This is a genomic window from Chryseobacterium sp. AC405b, from assembly GCF_979258685.1.
Map to the genome: position 1 here is coordinate 2,328,816 of NZ_OZ409877.1, position 15,379 is coordinate 2,344,194.

The following is a 15,379-nucleotide window of genomic DNA, read 5'->3' on the forward strand; positions in this document are numbered from 1 at the left end:
TTATGGTATGACATATCATAAGTAAAATTTAGTCACCTACAATTAAATTTTAAATATAAATTAATATTAATTCACTATTTAATAAATGATAATTATTGATATTAGTTAAAATTTTAGTTAAATTTATCATATTTATATTAAAAATATTTTTTGATTGAATATTTTTTGTAGATTTATACTTAAATAACAAAAATGAAAAAAATAACTTTACCCCTCTTATTTGCAGTTTATACAATTTTTCCATCTTCCAATCTGTTTTCACAAGATAAACAGAATCTTATTAAAGATTATATTTCAATGCATCATATCAGAGAATATAAAAAATCTGATTTGACTAATTTTGTAATTGATAATGTGGATACATCACAATCACTTAATGGCAATATTGTAAAATTTCAACAAATATATAATGGTTTGCCAATTCATAATTCTGTAGGCACTGCTTTAATTAAAAATGGTAAAATCGTATACTTTAATGATAATTTTTTAAAGAATTATAATAATGCAAATTCGAGCCTTGCAGTTATTAATAAAAATGCCGCTTTTGAAAATATTATTGCTGATTTAGGAAATACTGAGCTTAGAAACTATCCTATTTTGAATATCTTGGATCCTGAACCTGTACATGAAAATGTCGCTAAGCAGAGACTGATATATGTTGAGGATCAGAATGATTTAAAACTTGCTTATCAATTTACTTTTCAGGAACCTAAATCATCAAATTATTGGGAAGTTTTGGTAGATGCTCATTCAGGGCAGATTATTACTAAAACAAATTTAAACTTATCTTGTAATTTTCATCATGATGCCTATTCTCATGATCATTCACATATTGCTGAAAAAGAGTTTGTTGGTCCATTAAATGAATCATCTAATGAGTCAGTCTCACTTTTAGCTCCTGATAATGCTTCTTATAATGTCTTTCCATTACCCATAGAAGCTCCGACATTCGGATCAAGATCAGTAGTTACAAATCCTTGGATTTTAGCTTCTTCACCAGAAGGATGGCATTATGACGGAGTGACAAGATATACTTATACAAGAGGTAATAATGTATATGCCTATGAAGATTCTAGTGCCGCCAATACTGTAGGTGCAGTTGCCCAAGGAGGTGTAGCAAGAAATTTTAATTTTCCTTTTAATATATATGCCGATCCTTTTACTAACCAAGAGGCAGCAATTACTAACTTATTTTATTTAAATAATAAGATACATGATATTTTTTACAAATTTGGATTTACAGAAACTTCAAGAAATTTTCAACAGACTAATTTCGGATTGGGTGGTGTCGGAAATGATTATGTAAATGCCGAATCTCAAGATGGAGGAGGAGTAAATAATGCCAATTTTGCAACTCCTGCGGACGGAAGTAAACCAAGAATGCAAATGTTTTTATGGTCAGCTGTTAACAGAACATTTTTTTATAATGCACCATCACAGGCTGTTCTGCGAGAACCAGCTGTAGGAGTTGCGCAGTTTGGTAATCCTTTAGACGCAACAGGTATAACAGGGAATGTTCAGTTATCCACCGTGCTGGACGGATGTACTGCAATGCCAGCAGGCTCACTTACAGGGAAAATTGGTCTCATTGAAAGAGGCACCTGTGATTTTGTAATTAAAGTAAAAAATGCACAAAATGCAGGGGCGATTGCTGCTATAATTTATAATTTACCAACATCCGCAGCGGTTGGGGGAATGTCAGGCACTGATGCGACCCTCACGATACCTTCAGTTTTGATTAGCAATACTGAAGGAGAGTTTATTAAAAACCAACTTTCTGCAAATACTACAGTAAATGTAACTCTTAAAAATGACCCTGCTCTTGCAATTACTCCGGATGGAAGTTTTGACAATGGTATCATTGTTCATGAATACGGTCATGGTATTTCCAATAGATTAACCGGAAACGGATCAACCTGTCTTGTCTCTTCTCAAAGTAAAGAACAGATGGGTGAAGGTTGGTCAGACTTCTTTGCCATAATGTTAACAAACAAACCGGGAGATGATGCTTCCGTGCCTAGAGGTATGGGAACCTATGCAGCAGGACAGTCGTCTACAAGTACAGGAATCAGGCCTGCAAAATATTCACCGGATTTTGCAATCAATAATTATACTTATGGCGACACCAACGGTATGGAATATAACAACGGAACAGCAATTGTCCCGAATGTACATTCAATAGGGTTTATTTGGGCATCTACATTATGGGATCTGCATTGGCAGTATGTTGCTCAATACGGATATGCTTCTGATGTAACTGCAAATGCAGCCAGCGGAAGCGCAAGAGTTTTACAGTTGGTGACTAATGCGCTGAAACTTCAATCTTGTAATCCTACATTTATTGATGGAAGACAAGCAATTTTGGCGGCTGAACTAGCAAGTACGGGAGGTGCAGACAGATGTATGATCTGGAGAACTTTTGCAAAAAGAGGTTTAGGTGTAAATGCTTCAGCAGGACTTAAAGCCAATATTAATGATCAAATAGAAGATTTTACAGTGCCGGGTGACTGTGTATTGTCTACGGATGAAGTAAAATCAGTGAAGGACAATGGAATTTCAATTTATCCGAATCCTGCTAAAAACGAATTTTTCATTAATTTCCCTAAAAACACTTTAGGAAAAGTAAATGTTGAGATTTATGATATGTCGGGAAAACTGATTTCTACGGAAAACAAAATTTCGCCAGACTCTAAAAAGGCAATTTCAACCGATCAATTGATCAATGGAACTTACCTTGTAAAAGTGAAGGGTCTTGGAATTGATACCACCTCAAAATTGCTGATTAAAAAATAATGGTCTTTTAAAATTTATTTAAAAAGCTGTCTCACTTTGATACAGCTTTTTTTTCTTATTTCTGCTTTTATTTGATTATTTATTGATAATTTACCAAAATGTTCCTATTTTTATAAAGTATTAATAAATGAAATCATGAATTGTAATTTTATTGATAAAATAAAAACTCAGAGTATTCAAATACTGATGTTGCTATTTGTATTGTTTTCTCATTCTATGTTTTCTCAGCAACAGAAAAGATTGATTGCAAACTATATTCTCACAAAACAAATTCAGGATTTTAAAAAAGACGGTCTTACAGATTTTGAAATTGATAATATAGATCAATCAGCATCTTTGAAAAGTGAGATTGTGAAAATTCAGCAAAAATTCAAAGGATATCCTATTTACAATGCAGTAGGAACAGCGGTAATAAAGAATGGAGAAATTTCATATTTTTCAGATACATTTATAAAAAACTATCAAGTTTCTACTTCAAACACGGCATTTTTCAGCCAAAAATACGCCCTGGAAAAAATTGCTTTAGCTTTAGGAAAAAAAGAAATTTCAACATTTCAGATTATTGACAGGGATGCTTTAGAGCCTGATCATAAAAAATTTGTAAAACAAAACCTGACGTTTGTGGAAGTTGATTCTAATTTAAGACTTGCCCATCATTTTTCTCTTCGGGAACCAAAATCACAAAACTCATGGAATATTTTAATCGACGCTAACACAGGAGAAATTCTAAACAAAGAAAATCTCACTTTATCATGCAATTTTCACGCAGGAGCTTATGGCCACGATCATTCAAATGAATATTTTACAAAATCTCAAAATGTAAAACATAAATCATCAAATGTTTTTGCGCCAGATAATGCCTCTTACAATGTATTTCCTCTCCCGATAGAAGCACCTACTTTCGGTAACCGGTCAGTTCTTACAAACCCTTGGATATTGAGTTCTTCTCCGGAAGGATGGCATTCGACAGGAAATACAAAATATACCATAACAAGAGGGAACAATGTTTACGCTTATGAAGATACTAAAGATAAAGACGAACCGGGATATTCTCCCGATGGTGGCGCAAATAGGAATTTTAATTTTCCTTTTTCAATCAACGGAACTCCTTCATTTAATCAAAATTCAGCAATTACCAATCTTTTTTATATCAATAATAAAGTTCACGACATTTTTTATCGTTTTGGATTTACAGAATCTGCAAGAAATTTTCAACAGAACAATTTCGGAAAAGGTGGTGCAGGAAATGATTATGTAATCGCCGAATCACAAGATGGCGGAGGTTTGAATAATGCCAACTTTACAACACCGTCAGATGGTAGTAAACCGCTGATGCAGATGTTTCTTTGGTCTACAGCCAACAGATATTTTTTTTATAACGCTCCTTTATCGGCAATTCCGCGTATTCCTCAGGCAAATGCTGCCCAGTTTGGACCTGCGCTCAATGGAACGGGCGTCACGGGAGATGTTGTTTTAGCAAATGTAATTGATGCCTGTTCTCCATTAACAGCAAATTCTTTAACCGGAAAAATCGGACTCATAGAAAGAGGTGGCGGTACGAACTGCACTTTCACAGTTAAAGTAAAAAATGCTCAGAATGCAGGTGCAATTGCTGCAATCATTTATAACAATTCCGGCGCAGTTAATTTTCCGTCTTCAATGGGAGGAACAGATGCGACGATAACGATACCTTCAGTTTTAATTACAAATGACGAAGGAGAATATATTAAAACTCAATTAAATAATTCGGTAGCTGTAAATGTAACTTTAAAAAGTGATCCTGCAACTGCAATAACTCCAGACGGAAGTTTTGATAACGGTATTATTACTCATGAGTATGGTCATGGTATCTCTAACCGATTGACAGGGAACGGATTTTCATGCCTTTCCAAAAATCAAAGTAAAGAACAGATGGGGGAAGGCTGGTCAGATTTTTTTGCACTGATGCTTACCAACAGTCCTAATGATAATGCATCTGTGCCGAGAAGTATAGGAACGTATGCAAGCGGGCAGTCAACAAGCGGTGCAGGATTAAGATCCGCAAAATATTCACCAGATTTTTCTGTTAATGATTACACGTACGGAGATACAAACGGGATGGAAATTGAAGAAGATTCTGAAATCGTTCCCGATGTACACAGAATAGGATTTGTGTGGGCAACGATGTTATGGGATTTGCATTGGCAGTATGCTGCTAAGTACGGATATGCTTCTGATGTTACATCTGATATGAATAACGGAAGCTCACGCATTTTACAGTTGGTTACAGATGCCTTAAAATTACAGGTATGTAATCCTACATTTATAGATGGGCGAAATGCCGTATTATCTGCCGAAATGCTTACCACTAAAGGAGAAAACAGATGTATGATCTGGAAAACTTTTGCCAGAAGAGGGTTAGGGCTGAATGCTCTGGCCGGAAATAAAATGAATATTAATGATCAAAAAGAAGACTTTTCAATCCCGAAAGATTGTATGGATGGTAACTCAAATATCACAATTGATAAAAGTCTCATAGCCATCTATCCCAATCCAGCGAAGGATGAATTTTTTATTTATTTAAAAGATAATACAATAGGAAAAGTTCATGTTCAGATTTATGATATGTCGGGAAAATTGGTGTTATCAGAAAACAGATCTTCGCCCGACTCAAGAATTCCGGTTTCTACAAAAGATTTTGAAAATGGAGTGTATGTTGTAAAATTACGAGGTATAGGAATAGATATTTCTTCGAAAATAATAGTTAAAAAATAATAATTGAAAAAATATTACAGTCACTTCAGAAATTCTGGAGTGATTTTTATTTAATATTGAAACTCAATGAAACAAATTTTTAAATTGTAACTTTGCCGGCCGAAAAAATGGTTATGGAGAAGAAAAATATTTTAAAAGGAGTTTTGTTTGTTGGGGTAGGAGCGAGTATTTACGGGATGTTGGCAACTTTTGTAAAAATGTCTTACAAAGATGGGTTTACTACATCAGAGGTTACTACTGCACAGTTTGTTATGGGATTTGTAGGTCTTTTGATCTTAAATTTTATACAGACCATCACTTCAAAAACAACGTTGTCATCACCCACTTCGAAAGAGTTTAAGATGTTGCTTTTGGCAGGAACTTCTTTAGGCTGCACAAGCCTGTTTTATTATATTTCGGTTCAGTATATCAATGTGTCGATTGCTATTGTTCTGCTGATGCAATCTGTGTGGTTCAGTGTGGTTGTGGAAAGTTTTTTAGCTAAAAAATTACCTAATCTCAGAAAAGTAGTTTCAGTTTGCATCGTTTTACTGGGTACTGTTTTAGCAACCAATCTTATCAATTTAGAAGTGAAAATCGATTGGCACGGCATCTTTTGGGGATTGCTTGCAGCGGCTTCTTTCACGATGACGATGTTTACCTCCAACAAATTAGCGACTGGATTACCGGTTCTCAGAAAAAGTATTATTATGCTTTCCGGAGGTTCGGTTATTGTTCTGTTATTTTTATTTTTTGCACAGATTGGTCCCATGTATTTTGAGGGTTTGAAATCATTTTATTTAAATTTTACCGAAAATACGCAGCACATCCGATCATTCGATTACTCTATATTCTGGACATACGGATTTATTTTGGCCCTTTTCGGAACCGTTATTCCACCAATTTTATTTAATCTCGGATTTCCGAATACCGGTTTAGGTTTGGGAAGCATCATTTCATCATTAGAACTTCCGGTTTCAGTTACCATGGCTTATGTTCTGCTAGGTGAAGAGGTTGTGCTCATTCAATGGTTGGGAATTATTTTAATACTGTTTGCTATTGTTTTGATGAATCTGCCATCAAAAAATCAAAATATGGTGTCAGAATTTTCTTAGAACTTATAATTAAATTATAAATAACCTCAAAAACTGTTTCTTTTGAAGCGGTTTTTTTAAATTTAAGTTCTAAAATAAATTTTCATGAAATATTTTAAAAATGCAGTGGTTATAATGATGTTTTCAATGGCACCAGTATCTTTTTTTTCTCAGATAAAACCTCTGGATGCAATGCTTACCAATTACCAATATCCTTTTGAGGTTCATTTTAAAGATTTTAATTCGCAAAAACAGAACCTGAAAATGGCTTACATGGATGTAAAACCAAAAAAAGCAAATGGAAATACCATCATGCTTCTTCATGGGAAGAATTTTAACGGTGCATATTGGAAAAAAACAGCAGAAGATCTTTCAGATAAAGGTTTCAGAGTTATTATTCCGGATCAGATTGGTTTTGGGAAATCTTCTAAACCTCAAAATTATCAGTTCTCATTTGCACAATTGGCAAGCAATACGAAAGCGGTTTTAGATGATTTAAAAATCGAAAAAGTGATCGTTTTAGGACATTCAATGGGCGGAATGGTTGCTGCAAGATTTACCTTAATGTATCCTGAAACTGTTGGAAAATTGATTCTTGAAAATCCTATCGGCCTTGAAGACTACAAAACTTTGGCAAAATATCAAACCGTAGATGAAGCGTATCAGTCTGAACTTAAAAATACAGCAGAATCCTACAAAAAGTACCAGCTAACATTTTATTACGACAACAATTGGAAAGAAGAATATCAACCTTGGCTGGATATGATTGCGGGTTGGACGCTGCATAAAGATTACCCACAAGTCGCCTGGAATGCTGCCTTGACGAGCGATATCATCTTTAATCAGCCTGTCGTTTACGAATTTAAAAATATAAAAACTCCCACGTTACTTATTATTGGGACAAGAGATCGCACTGCAATCGGAAAAGACCGCGCTCCAAAAGAAATTCAGCCAACAATGGGACAATATCAGCAATTGGGAAAGAAAACGCAGCAGCAAATTACAGGATCAAAATTGGTAGAGTTAGAAAATGTTGGTCATCTTCCGCACATCGAAGTGTATGACAAATTTTGGACTGCATTGTATGATTTTATAAAGTAAAAATATCAGATTTTGTGAATGTGAGGAAGTCCTCCTGGCATAAGACAATCTCTTCCCAAAAGAAAGATTTAAATACTTCAAATGAACAAACTATCTTTGTAAATGATAAAAAATTTAAAAATGAAAAACGTCATTTCAGCTTTATTACTGATCTGCTTTTGTTCAATAAATGCTCAGAATTTAAAATCTTTTCGGTTTTATAATCAAAAAGGAAATAAAATAAAAACCGATAAATTAGTCAAAGAATTAGCAGAATATGATGTCGTTTTCTTTGGCGAAAATCATAACAGCTCAATCAATCACTGGCTTCAATTAAAGATCACCGAAGCATTATTTGAAAAGAAAAGCGGACAGATTATTTTAGGTGCCGAAATGTTTGAAAGGGATAATCAATCTCAATTAAACAATTATTTAAGTGGAAAATTTGATGCTAAAACCCTGAAAGATTCTGCTCGTTTATGGAATAATTTTACCACAGATTATAAGCCATTGTTAGATTTTGCTAAAGACAAAAAACTGAAATTTCTCGCAACCAATGTTCCGAGAAAATATGCTTCTCAAACGGCAAAAGAAGGTCTTGAATCCTTGAATAACTTAAGCCAAAAAGAAAAAACTTACATTGCCCAGCTTCCTGTTAAAGTTACGTTGGACACTCCCGGTTATCCTGAAATGAAAAAGATGATGGGTGAACATGCTGAAGGAACAAAAGTAATGAACTTCATCTCTGCACAGGCAATAAAAGATGCAACAATGGCAGAATCTATCTTGAAAAACAGGGAAGTAGGAAAAACATTCATCCATTACAACGGAAATTTTCACAGCAAAGAATTTGGCGGAATTTACTGGTATATCAAACAGAAAGCTCCGAATCTTAAAATGGCAGTTATCTCTGTATTTGAATCAGAAAATCCGAAGTTGAAACTTCCTGAAAAGGATTATATTCCAACCAATTTTAATCTGATCATTCCAGCGGATATGACGAAGACTTATTAAAAGTATATAAATAGGAGCGGGCTTTAGCCCGTTTTTAAAAGAAATACATCAATAGGCTTTAGTCGAAATATAAAAACATCTTTATATTTGTTTAAGATTCCAAAATAAATGAAAAAACTATCCTTTCTGTTCATGCTTTTTGTCGGGTTTGTAAATGCTCAGAAATTGACCCCCACTGAAATATCTCTGATCAATCAAGGCAATATTAAAACCTTATTACCCATCTTTCAAACGACAGATGCTCATCAGCATTCCACTTTATTAGGTCAATCAACAGAAATAGATCCTTTAGATCCAAACACATCAATTTTGGTTGCCAGAATGAAAGAATCTCTTCTTTCAACAGATGGCGGAGTAGGAATTGCCGCACCACAAGTTGGGATCAACAGAAAAGTAATCTGGGTGCAGCGTTTTGATAAAGAAGGCGAACCATTAGAGTATTTTATCAATCCGGTGATTACCTGGAAATCTGAATTACAGAATCTCGGCTCTGAGGGTGATCTTTCAATTCCTGAATTCAGAGGTGAATTTTATAGAAGCAAAGTCATTCAGTTGGAATACGTTGATTTGAAAGGGCAAAAATACTCAGAAATCGTAGAAGGTTTCACCGCAGTTATTTTCCAGCATGAGATTGACCATCTTTTCGGGATTTTAATTTCAGATAAAAAAGAGAAGGAAATGAATGTTGAGTATATAAAAGTGGATGCTTATAAGAGAAGTGATTCTGTAAAGAGATAATGAAAATTTTACGATTTTTCGAGAATATAAAACTAAATCCAATTGTAGAAAATACTATTGATTATTTCTGTAATTCTCAAGTAAATTATTTTGAATTATTGTATCATTTCTAAATATATATTCTATAGAATCACCTTTGTTTTTGGAAATGGAATCTCCTATTTGATAAGAAAATTCTAAAATTTCACTGCTTCCATTTGAGTATTTAGCATAACGGGAATTGTGTTGTTCTTTATTATTGTAAATATCAATTACGGAGGTGTTTCTTTCTATATTTAATAAAATCCTTTTAGTAATATCATCACCATAAAAATATTCTCGAATAACTAAAAAACCAATAGTCACCACAAAAAAAAAGCAACGATTGATAATTTGATTTTTCTTTCAATACCAGGTTCAAATTGTATATGACCGTAACTCAAAACTGTATGTAATTATTTATTCACCAATTCCGCTTCAAAAACATCCGCAAAATGCTTTTTGATCTTTAGTTTAATATCTTCAACTTCTTCAGAAGTCAATTCTCTCTCCAGTTCTCTTTTCAAAGAAGTCACCTGCTTATCTTTAATTCCGCAAGGAATAATATATTCAAAATAACGCATATCGGTATTAACATTGAATGCAAAACCATGCAAAGTGACCCAACGAGAAGCTTTTACACCCATTGCACAGATTTTTCTGGCATACGGTTTTCCCACATCAAGCCACACTCCGGTTTCTCCAGGTGAACGTTCACCATTTAAACCAAATTCTGCCATCGTTCTGATAATAACTTCTTCAAGATTTCGCATATATAAATGAATATCGGTGAAGAAATTTTCAAGATCTAAAATCGGATACCCCACGATTTGTCCGAAGCCATGATACGTTATATCTCCGCCACGGTTTACTTTTACAAAAGTTGCATCAATTTCCTTGAGTTTATCAATTCCGGCAAGCATATTTTCTTCATGACCACTTTTTCCCAAAGTGTAAACGTGAGGATGCTCTACCAAAAGAAAATGGTTTGAAGTTGTCAGATGATTTTCCGGGGATAAATCCCGGTTTTTGATTTTAGTATCAATAATGCCTTTCATCAGTTTTTCCTGATAATCCCAGGAAGACTGATAATCTTTGATGCCTAAATCTTCAAATGCAACGACTTTATTTTGATGTGTGTTCATGCCTTTAATTAACAGACAAATTTAGTGAATTTTAATTTTTTATAGAATGAATAAAATCTATGGCATTTATCTGCCAATCTTTATCATTTAGTAAAATATTGACAAAGGCTGTTCCGATGATTCCGCCATCTGCTTTTTCAGTAACATTTTCAAAATCTTCTTTAGATTTAATTCCGAAACCGATCATCACAGGATTTTTTAATGGAAGTGATGCAATTCTTGATAGATATTCTTCGTTTTTTAAAACAGTATTCTCACTCCCGGTTGTAGAAGACGAACTGACTGCATACAAAAATCCTGAACTTAAAGAATCTAAATACATAATTCTCTCATCCGAAGTTTCAGGAGTGATCAGAAAAGTAAAATTGAGATTGTATTTCTCTAAAATTTTCTGATAATTTTTTTCAAACTCAATGGGTGGGAGATCAGGAATAATTAATCCTGAAACTCCGCTTTCAGAACATTCTCTGCAGAAATTTTCAAACCCGAAACTTAAAACAGGATTGATATAGCCCATCAGAATCACAGGAATTCTGATTTCATTTTTAATGGATTTTAATTGCGAAAAAAGTTTTTCAATAGTCATTCCGTTTTTCAAAGCCAGTTCATGAGCTTTTTGAATAACCGGACCGTCGGCAACAGGATCAGAATACGGCATCCCGATTTCCATCATATCTGCCCCGGCATTTTGGATAAGTTTTATAATTTCAGCTGTATCATCCAATTGTGGAATTCCTGCTGTGAAATAGATATTGAGAAGTTTTTTAATTTGGAAGCTGGATGCTGGAAGTTTGATGTTTTGTGAATACATAATTAATTAAATTAAGGTTGAAAAATTCTAATTTTTAATGGAATTAAACTTCCGCCTTCTGACTTCCATCTTCCAGCATCTTTAAATACGTTTCCATATCCTTATCGCCACGCCCGCTCAGACAGATGACAACAATATCATTTTCATGAAAGTTCTTTTTAGTTAAAACCGCTAAAGCATGAGCACTTTCTAAAGCAGGAATAATTCCTTCGAGTTTTGTGAGCTCAAAAGCCGATTGCAACGCTTCATCATCATCAATACTGAAAAATTCTGCACGATTTTCCTGAAATAAATGAGCATGAAAAGGTCACTATTCCCGGATAATCAAGACCTGCGGAGATAGAGTGTGGCTCAATAACCTGTCCGTCATTAGTCTGCATCACCAGACTTTTGCTTCCGTGCAAAACACCTAAAGTTCCCAGAAAAGTAGTTGCAGCAGATTTCCCGGAATTAATTCCGAAACCGCCCGCTTCTGCGGCAATAATTTTTACATTTTCTTCCTCAACAAAATGATAAAAAGCACCTGCAGCATTGCTTCCACCGCCAACGCATGCAATGACATAATCCGGATTTTCTCTTCCAATTTGTTCGTGAAGCTGCTCTTTAATTTCTTTTGAAATCACACTCTGAAATCTCGCTACCAAATCAGGAAAAGGATGTGGTCCCACCACGCTTCCGATGACGTAATGTGTTGTCGTTGAATTATTAATCCAATCTCTTAATGCTTCATTTACAGCATCTTTCAAAGTTTTTGAACCAGAAGTTGCGGGGATAACAGTTGCACCCAGCATTTTCATTCTTCCGACATTGGGAGCCTGTCTTGCGATATCAACTTCTCCCATATAAACGATGCATTCCAGACCCAGCAAAGCACATGCAGTTGCGGTTGCAACACCATGTTGTCCTGCTCCGGTTTCAGCAATAATTCTATGCTTTCCGAGACGTTTTGCCAATAAAACCTGTCCCAGTGCATTATTGATTTTATGCGCTCCGGTATGATTCAGGTCTTCTCTTTTTAAATAGATTTTAGTTTTATATTTTTCGCTCAAATTTTTCGAAAAATAGAGTGGAGTCGCTCGGCCGACATAGTTTTTCAGTAAATCCTGATATTCATTTTGAAATTCTTCGGATTCTATGATTTTAAGATAGTTTTTCTGCAATTCTTCCACATTCGGATAGAGCATTTCCGGGATAAAAGCACCGCCGAATTCTCCGTAATATCCGTTTTGGTCTGGATTTTTATAATTTTTCATATAATTTTTTTATTTTTTCTACATCTTTGATTCCGGGTTCGACTTCAAATTTTGAGTTGACATCAATAGCAAATGGCTTTTGATTTAAATCATTCATATGATCAAAGTTTTCTAAAGAAATTCCGCCGCTTAGAAAATACGGAAATGGAATTTCCAGTTTATTTAATAAATTCCAGTCGAAAGTTTTTCCGGTTCCGCCAAAAGCTTTTGAATCGGTGTCGAAAAGGAGGTAGTCAATGGTTGATGGTTTTTGGTTGATGGTTTTTTGTAATTCATTCGAGTTCTGATTTCCAACTCTGATTACTTTAATCATTTTAATTTGTGCTTTTAGCTTTTTTCTTAAATCATAAATAAAATCTTCATTTTCGTCACCGTGAAGCTGGATGATATTTAAATCTGCTTTTTCTGAAATGTCAACTATTTTTTCAATACTTTCATTTACAAAAACCCCAACTTTTCCCTGATGATTGATTTCAGAAATTTCCTTTAAATTCAAATGATTTATAACAAATCTCGGCGATTTTTCATAGAAAATAAAGCCTAAAAAATCAATGTTCATAGCAATCAATTCCTGAATCTGATCCAGTTTTGTTAATCCGCAGACTTTGATTTTAAGCTGTTGGTTATCTGTGGGTTGTTGTTGGTTTTCTGTCATGACTCAATTGATACATTAGAAACAAATTCAGAGAATGTATTTCCGGGGTTTGTGTTTTTCATGAAATATTCTCCCATTAAAAATCCGTCAAAGCCTTTCTCTTTCAGAAATTTAAAATCTTTTTCATTGTAAATTCCGCTTTCTGCAATAGATAAAATATTCTCAGGAAGCTGATTTTTAAGGTTAACAGAATGTTGTAAATCAACTTTGAAATCTTTCAGATTTCTGTTGTTGATGCCTACAAAGTCAATATTTTTATTGATGTGTTGAAGTTCTTCCTCGGTATGAATTTCCAGTAAAACTTCTAAACCCAAATGGTGTGCAAGTTCTGTAAACTCAGAAACCTGATCGGGTGAAAGACAGGCCGCAATCAATAGAATAAGATCTGCTCCGATTGATTTTGCTTCATACAACTGATATTCATCCATCATAAAATCTTTTCGCAGAATAGGAATATTGATTTTATTTCTCACATTTAAAATATCATCAAAACTTCCTCCGAAAAAATGGGTATCGGTTAAAATAGAAACTGCACTCGCTCCGAAATTCTCATACGCTGAAACAACTTCTAAGGGAGGAACTTTGTCATTAATAATTCCTTTGCTTGGAGACTGTCTCTTAAATTCGGCAATAATTCCGGATTTTGAATTCAGTGTTTCTTTCAATGATAAAGTTGTTCTGTTAAAAAATTCTGAATCTTTCAACTGCTCAACAGAAATTTTAGATTTTGAATTTTCAATTTCCAGTTTTTTTCTTTCCGTGATTGTATCTAAAATGTTCATTTTGCTTTTGATATTTTTGAAAATGTTTTTAATGATTTTTGTAAATCCTGGTCTATAATTTTTGAAAACTAAATTTTCTATTGATGACTAAATTGCGACCCGACCTGAGTGGAGCTCTTTTTTCTGGCATTGCGATTGGATAATATCGATGAGAGATTGCTTCATTTTGTTCGCAATGACATAAAAAAAGCGAGAACGGAGGGCGGAAATTGTCGCCATAAACTGCCAATTAAAATTATCAACCATTAACTAATAACTTTAAACTATTCAAAGCTTTTCCACTCTCCAGACTTTCCTTTGAAAGTGAAATACAATCCTGATAAGAACCCCAATTGTTTGTGTGGAATAAAGCAGTTGCTGCATTCGCCAAAACAACAGCATTTTGATCTGCAGAGCCTTTTCCTTCTAATATAGTTCTGAAAATCTGAGCAGATTCTTCAATAGTAGAGCCTCCCAGAATGTTTTGTGGATCAACCGGGTCGAAACCTAAATCTTCTGAAGTATATATTTCTTCGCCGCTTTTAGTGATGATTTTGGTGTCGCCGGTAAGACTGATTTCGTCGTATCCGTCTAATCCATGCACCAGTATGAAGTCACGACTGTCTTTCTGAAGTACATACTGATAAATTCTTGCAATCTCTAAATTGTAAACTCCGATTACGGAGAATTGAGGTTTTGCTGGATTTACCAGGGGACCCAAAAGATTGAAAAAGGTTCTTAAGCCAAGAGATTTTCTCAAAGCTCCGACAGATTGCAGTGCAGGATGAAAATAAGGAGCGTGGAGAAAACAAATATTTGCTTTTTCTAAATCCTGATTGAGTTCTTCAGAAGTTTTTTTGAACTGATAACCTAAAGCTTCCAAAACATTGGATGATCCTGTAATCGCTGAAGCGCCGTAATTTCCGTGCTTGGTAACTTTTTGTCCGGTTCCGGCAACGATAAAGCTCGCTAAAGTCGAAATATTGATGGTGTTTTTTCCGTCACCGCCCGTTCCGACAATATCGATGGTATTTTTTTCTTCTACATCTACAGGTACAGCCATGCTTAATAATGCCTGTCTGAAACCTTCGAGTTCTTCTAAAGTAATATTTCGCATCAGGAAAATACTGATAAAAGCTGTCACTTCAGTCGCATTGAATTTATTTTGAGCGATTTCAATCATAATCGCTTTTGCTTCCGATTTCGACAAAGTATGATGATTGAAGAGGTATTCTAGGATTTCTTTCATAGAGTGGGTATTTAGTTGTTGGTTTTTAGCTAGAT

The 15,379-nt window shown here is 34.5% G+C and carries 11 protein-coding genes and 1 pseudogene; 6 read left to right on the plus strand and 6 right to left on the minus strand.

Annotation, left to right across the window (positions count from 1 at the left end):
* Positions 1-192 precede the first annotated feature (192 nt).
* The 6 genes from ACZZZA_RS11170 to ACZZZA_RS11195 all read left to right on the plus strand — a co-directional run bounded on the left by ACZZZA_RS11170 (position 193) and on the right by ACZZZA_RS11195 (position 9,452).
* Positions 193-2,793, plus strand: coding sequence for a T9SS-dependent M36 family metallopeptidase (locus ACZZZA_RS11170; RefSeq protein ID WP_463431768.1), 2,601 nt, complete (start codon positions 193-195; stop codon positions 2,791-2,793).
* Positions 2,794-2,928: 135 nt separating this feature from the next.
* Positions 2,929-5,547: a T9SS-dependent M36 family metallopeptidase gene (locus ACZZZA_RS11175; RefSeq protein WP_463431769.1), complete on the plus strand. Its 2,619-nt coding sequence runs from the start codon at positions 2,929-2,931 to the stop codon at positions 5,545-5,547.
* Positions 5,548-5,660: 113 nt separating this feature from the next.
* Positions 5,661-6,641 carry an EamA family transporter gene (locus ACZZZA_RS11180; protein ID WP_463431770.1) on the plus strand — a complete coding sequence of 327 codons (981 nt, stop codon included), beginning with the start codon at positions 5,661-5,663 and terminating at the stop codon, positions 6,639-6,641.
* An 84-nt stretch (positions 6,642-6,725) separates the two neighbouring features.
* Complete coding sequence (locus ACZZZA_RS11185; RefSeq protein ID WP_463431771.1) at positions 6,726-7,721, plus strand: alpha/beta fold hydrolase; 996 nt, start codon at positions 6,726-6,728, stop codon at positions 7,719-7,721.
* Between the two features lie 120 nt (positions 7,722-7,841).
* Positions 7,842-8,714, plus strand: a complete 873-nt coding sequence (locus tag ACZZZA_RS11190) for a ChaN family lipoprotein (protein ID WP_463431772.1) — start codon at positions 7,842-7,844, stop codon at positions 8,712-8,714.
* A gap of 108 nt (positions 8,715-8,822) precedes the next feature.
* Positions 8,823-9,452, plus strand: a complete 630-nt coding sequence (locus ACZZZA_RS11195; protein WP_463431773.1) for a peptide deformylase — start codon at positions 8,823-8,825, stop codon at positions 9,450-9,452.
* A 434-nt stretch (positions 9,453-9,886) separates the two neighbouring features.
* Here ACZZZA_RS11195 and lipB read toward each other — a convergent pair whose 3' ends face one another.
* From lipB to trpD, 6 genes and pseudogenes are all read right to left on the minus strand, one after another.
* Entirely contained in the window at positions 9,887-10,615 is a 729-nt protein-coding gene (lipB, locus tag ACZZZA_RS11200; protein WP_463431774.1) for a lipoyl(octanoyl) transferase LipB, read from the minus strand.
* 31 nt (positions 10,616-10,646) lie between these two features.
* Entirely contained in the window at positions 10,647-11,426 is a 780-nt protein-coding gene (gene trpA / locus ACZZZA_RS11205) for a tryptophan synthase subunit alpha (RefSeq protein WP_463431775.1), read from the minus strand.
* 43 nt (positions 11,427-11,469) lie between these two features.
* Positions 11,470-12,679: pseudogene (trpB, locus tag ACZZZA_RS11210) on the minus strand (tryptophan synthase subunit beta).
* The gene (locus ACZZZA_RS11215; protein ID WP_463431776.1) at positions 12,666-13,334 is read right to left on the minus strand and encodes a phosphoribosylanthranilate isomerase; all 669 of its coding nucleotides are present in this window, start codon (positions 13,332-13,334) and stop codon (positions 12,666-12,668) included. The pseudogene trpB and the gene ACZZZA_RS11215 overlap by 14 nt, the downstream one beginning before the upstream one ends.
* Entirely contained in the window at positions 13,331-14,116 is a 786-nt protein-coding gene (gene trpC, locus ACZZZA_RS11220; protein ID WP_463431778.1) for an indole-3-glycerol phosphate synthase TrpC, read from the minus strand. Before trpC ends, ACZZZA_RS11215 begins: the two co-directional genes overlap by 4 nt.
* 238 nt (positions 14,117-14,354) lie before the next feature.
* Positions 14,355-15,344 carry an anthranilate phosphoribosyltransferase gene (gene trpD, locus ACZZZA_RS11225; protein ID WP_463431780.1) on the minus strand — a complete coding sequence of 330 codons (990 nt, stop codon included), beginning with the start codon at positions 15,342-15,344 and terminating at the stop codon, positions 14,355-14,357.
* Positions 15,345-15,379: the final 35 nt, after the last annotated feature.

Coding starts and splice junctions, on each gene's coding strand:
- ACZZZA_RS11170 (WP_463431768.1), top strand. CDS start 193: ATGAAAAAAATAACTTTACCCCTCTTATTTGCAGTTTATACAATTTTT.
- ACZZZA_RS11175 (WP_463431769.1), top strand. CDS start 2,929: ATGAATTGTAATTTTATTGATAAAATAAAAACTCAGAGTATTCAAATA.
- ACZZZA_RS11180 (WP_463431770.1), top strand. CDS start 5,661: ATGGAGAAGAAAAATATTTTAAAAGGAGTTTTGTTTGTTGGGGTAGGA.
- ACZZZA_RS11185 (WP_463431771.1), top strand. CDS start 6,726: ATGAAATATTTTAAAAATGCAGTGGTTATAATGATGTTTTCAATGGCA.
- ACZZZA_RS11190 (WP_463431772.1), top strand. CDS start 7,842: ATGAAAAACGTCATTTCAGCTTTATTACTGATCTGCTTTTGTTCAATA.
- ACZZZA_RS11195 (WP_463431773.1), top strand. CDS start 8,823: ATGAAAAAACTATCCTTTCTGTTCATGCTTTTTGTCGGGTTTGTAAAT.
- lipB (WP_463431774.1), bottom strand. CDS start 10,615: ATGAACACACATCAAAATAAAGTCGTTGCATTTGAAGATTTAGGCATC.
- trpA (WP_463431775.1), bottom strand. CDS start 11,426: ATGTATTCACAAAACATCAAACTTCCAGCATCCAGCTTCCAAATTAAA.
- ACZZZA_RS11215 (WP_463431776.1), bottom strand. CDS start 13,334: ATGACAGAAAACCAACAACAACCCACAGATAACCAACAGCTTAAAATC.
- trpC (WP_463431778.1), bottom strand. CDS start 14,116: ATGAACATTTTAGATACAATCACGGAAAGAAAAAAACTGGAAATTGAA.
- trpD (WP_463431780.1), bottom strand. CDS start 15,344: ATGAAAGAAATCCTAGAATACCTCTTCAATCATCATACTTTGTCGAAA.